Annotated in this window: 3 protein-coding genes and 1 pseudogene; 3 read left to right on the top strand and 1 reads right to left on the bottom strand. The window is 34.3% G+C overall.

Annotated features, from left to right (window positions below; all coding sequences use genetic code 11):
• Nucleotides 1–534: 534 nt before the first annotated feature.
• Entirely contained in the window at nt 535–1080 is a 546-nt protein-coding gene (locus V7068_RS21625) for a 3D domain-containing protein (protein ID WP_252295214.1), read from the bottom strand.
• A gap of 192 nt (nt 1081–1272) precedes the next feature.
• On the opposite strand from V7068_RS21625, the pseudogene V7068_RS21620 reads away from it, so the two are divergent.
• The 3 genes and pseudogenes from V7068_RS21620 to V7068_RS21610 all read left to right on the top strand — a co-directional run bounded on the left by V7068_RS21620 (nt 1273) and on the right by V7068_RS21610 (nt 3630).
• A pseudogene (locus V7068_RS21620) lies at nt 1273–1986 on the top strand (IS6 family transposase).
• Between the two features lie 165 nt (nt 1987–2151).
• Nucleotides 2152–2715 (top strand): M15 family metallopeptidase, encoded by a 564-nt coding sequence (locus V7068_RS21615; RefSeq protein ID WP_499714488.1) that lies wholly within the window; start codon nt 2152–2154, stop codon nt 2713–2715.
• A gap of 378 nt (nt 2716–3093) precedes the next feature.
• Nucleotides 3094–3630, top strand: coding sequence for an RNA polymerase sigma factor (locus V7068_RS21610; protein ID WP_499714487.1), 537 nt, complete (start codon nt 3094–3096; stop codon nt 3628–3630).
• The last annotated feature ends 25 nt before the right edge of the window (nt 3631–3655 follow it).

Here is a 3655-nt window from a genome sequence, read left to right as displayed (position 1 = left end):
AATCGTTTTCTATGAGAAAACCTCGGTGAAATAAGGTGTGGTACATAATTTGAAGAAAGGGTATATTAGAGCAATAACTCTTACTTATCTTTATTTCTATTCTATCATAGAATATTTGTTCTATATAGGGGTATTTCCATAAAAAACAGTTCTTATTTCAATGTCTGAGATTCGCTCTCAGACGCATTTATTTTTCTTTTTTAATACCATTGGTCATTTATTTTCACACAGAGTCCATCAGCAACATCAAGAATTTTTGAATTAAGAAAGAAATTAGAAAGGGGTGTAGCTGTCGTTTCTTTAATAGTAGAGAAGCACGGACCACTCGGAACAGCCTATCATCTAGTCAAATGGAGGGAAGGAAACGATTCGAGGAATTTGATTGATACAAAAGAGGTAAACGAGCATGTAGCAAAGATGATTTGGCGAACTTCGTCAATGCTGCAATGGGTAACTGGCTATATACTAAAAAGGCTCTACTATTCTTACAGAAAAAAGCTCCCAAAGCTATGCTTTAGGAGCCGTATTACTTGATTACTTATAAACGGTTACTTTTACTGTTTTTACACCCCAATTAAGGGCTTTTTGTTTGGAAGCAATGAATACGTCAATTTTATTTCCTTTAATGGCTCCGCCTTTATCAGCGGCAACAGCCTGACCATAACCCTCCACATGAACTTTTGTACCAAGTGGAATGACTTTTGGATCTACGGCAATGGCTTTAACAGTAGGGTTTTTCTTTAAGTTTAAGCCAGTTGCTGTTATACCGCTACAGCCTTTACAATTTGCCGTATATGCTGTAGCTTTTACCTTAATTGTTTTATGGACAGCTTTCGTTGTACTAGATGCTTTTTTAGCTGTTGTTGTTTTCTTTACCTTTAACACTTGCTTGGGTCTAATTGTATTGCTTTTTAGGTTATTCCAACTTTTAAGTTGACTAACTGTAATTTTATATTTTGTAGCGATTTTCCACAATGAATCGCCTGATTTTACTTGGTATGTACTCGCAGCCGATGAAACTCCGGAAAAACTAAATACTAAAAGTGTTGCCGTTATAATGGACATTAGTATTTTTTTCAAATGAATAGTCTCCTTTGTTTTTTAATGTAGACTTAGAATAACAGAAAAATATGACAGCATAGTTTCAATATATTGGTAATTATGTTACAAAATGATGTCGAAATGTGGGTTCTGTTACAAAAATTTCAACTGACTTGAAACTACTCTCTAAATCCTAGACACACTGATACTACTAAACTAAAAAGGACGTGTATCGGTAGGAAAAAAACAGTAGAATTCATATGGAAGCATAATCAGCCTGGCATTATTTTATTAACGGTTAGATGGTACATACGGTATAGCCTCAGTTTTCGTGATTTGGTGGAAATGATGAAGGAACAATTCGTATCCATGGCTCACACAACGATTATGCGTTAGGTACACCAATATGGACCTGAATTAGATGAAAGAGTACGACGTCATCTTAAACCAACAAATGACTTCTGGAGAGTCGATGAAACATATATCAAAGTAAAAGGTCAATGGATGTATCTATATCGTGCGGTCGATTCCGAAGGAAATACGATTGATTTTTCTCTCAGTAAAACAAGAGACAAAAAGGCTGCAAAGTGCTTCTTCAAGAAAGCTTTGTGGTCTTTTCATGTTTCAAAGCCTCGTGTCATAACAGTGGATAAAAATCCGACTTACCCTATAGCAGTGGAAGAATTGAGAAAAGAAAAAAACATGCCATCAGGCATGAAACTCAGACAAAAGAAGTATTTAAATAATATCGTAGAACAGGATCATCGTTTTATCAAGAAGCGTGTTCGTTCTATGTTAGGGTTCCAATCTTTTCGTACAGCTACTTACATACTAAGTGGTATAGAAGCGATGCATATGATTAAAAAGAAGCAGGTTCATCAAGGGGTGAAGTCTGCCCAAAATGAAGTGGAATTCATACATAGACTGTTTAGGATAACCACCTAAGAGGTTATCTGAAAGTGGACTTACAACTTTTTCTATTTGTCTTGGTATTTGCACCAGAACCGTTTGTCTTTTTAAAGATTAAATTTATTCAATTCTTGTCCTTTTTACGTTAAAATAATAATAGATTTTGTCGAAAAACGTTAAGAAGGAGTAGGATAACAACTTGTGAAGAAACTACTAAAATTTTTTCTGTTATTCCTCTTAGCATTTGTCGCCTATCAATCTTTCTTATTCATTAAGGGATATCCTGGCTCATCAGACCAGGTTGAATACGAAGCAAATGCAAAGACTTTACCAACTGAACTGCACCCAATTCTAGCTGAGAAAGTAGAGATTTTAAAAGAAAAAGCAACAGAAAAAGGGATTACAATCCTGATCACAGATGATTACCGCTCGTTTGAGGAACAAGATAAACTTTATGACAAGGGAAGAAAGACTCCCGGAAAAGTAGTTACTTATATGAAGGGAGGCGAATCCTATCACAACTATGGCCTTGCAGTCGATTTTGCCCTTCAGCTCGAGAATGGTAATGTGATCTGGGATACTGAATATGATGGAAACCGAAATGGTCAATCAGACTGGTTTGAGGTTGCAGAAATTGCAAAAGAGCTGGGCTTTCAATGGGGAGGAGACTGGCGCGGCTTTAAAGACTATCCCCACCTCCAGATGGATTTTAGCTTAACCATTAACGATCTGCAAAAAGGAAAACATCCGAAATACCCAAGCTAAAATCCGAGTGCACTAAAAAACCTTCGGTTTTTAAAGAATCTTAATAGCAATATCAAAAAAAGACGACTTTAAAGTGTTTTGTAACAACAAAGTTCTTTGTAATGAACAAAAAAGATGTTTACTGGACAAAATTGTTCTTCTTTTTAACAATCGAACCATTTTTTAATTGAACAAGCAGCTAAAAGGATCTTCCAAACGAAGATCCTTTTTTCATACCGATAACCTCGCTTATGTGAACTAGATTGGTATAGAGTATTCATTTAAAACTTTGGGTCTTGTTAAACTAAGATAATTTTTTTAAAAAAAATTCAAAAACACAACTTTTGATTTGTTATTACGTCTAAGTATTGAACATTAAGAAAAGGAGGGGAGATTTTATTGTCAGAGTACAGAAAAGAAGAAATTGCAGATTGGTATGACCAACATAGTAAATCGATTTTAACCTTTATTTTATTGATGGTTAAGGACTATCAACAAGCAGAAGATTTAACCCACGATACGTTTGTTAAAGCATATTTATATTATGATTCATTTAAAAATCACTCAAGTGAAAAAACATGGTTATTTAGTATTGCTCACAATCTAACGGTGGATTTTTTAAGAAAGCGCAAGCCAAGCATATTCTTTAAAGAATTTTTTCTTTCACAAAAAGACAATAATCTATTGCCTGAAGAGATTATTAAAATTAAAGAGAACTCATATGAATTTTATAAAGCGTTAGGTGAAATCAAAGATACATATAGAAAAGTGATAGTTTTAAGAAAAATCAAGGGTTTTTCTATAGAGGATACCGCAAAGATTTTGAGTTGGTCTGAAAGTAAGGTTAAATCAACGCTTTTTAGGGCGATACCAGTTCTAAAAAAACAATTAATAAAGGAGGGATTTTTAAATGAAGAAGCAATACGAAGATACTGAGTTTGATAATCCCTTAAAAAAGCTA

This window comes from Bacillus sp. JJ634 (assembly GCF_036962285.1).
Classification (GTDB): Bacteria; Bacillota; Bacilli; order Bacillales; family DSM-1321; genus Peribacillus; species Peribacillus asahii_A.
Note: the sequence above shows the minus strand (reverse complement) of the source record. Positions and strands in the feature narration are given on the sequence as shown.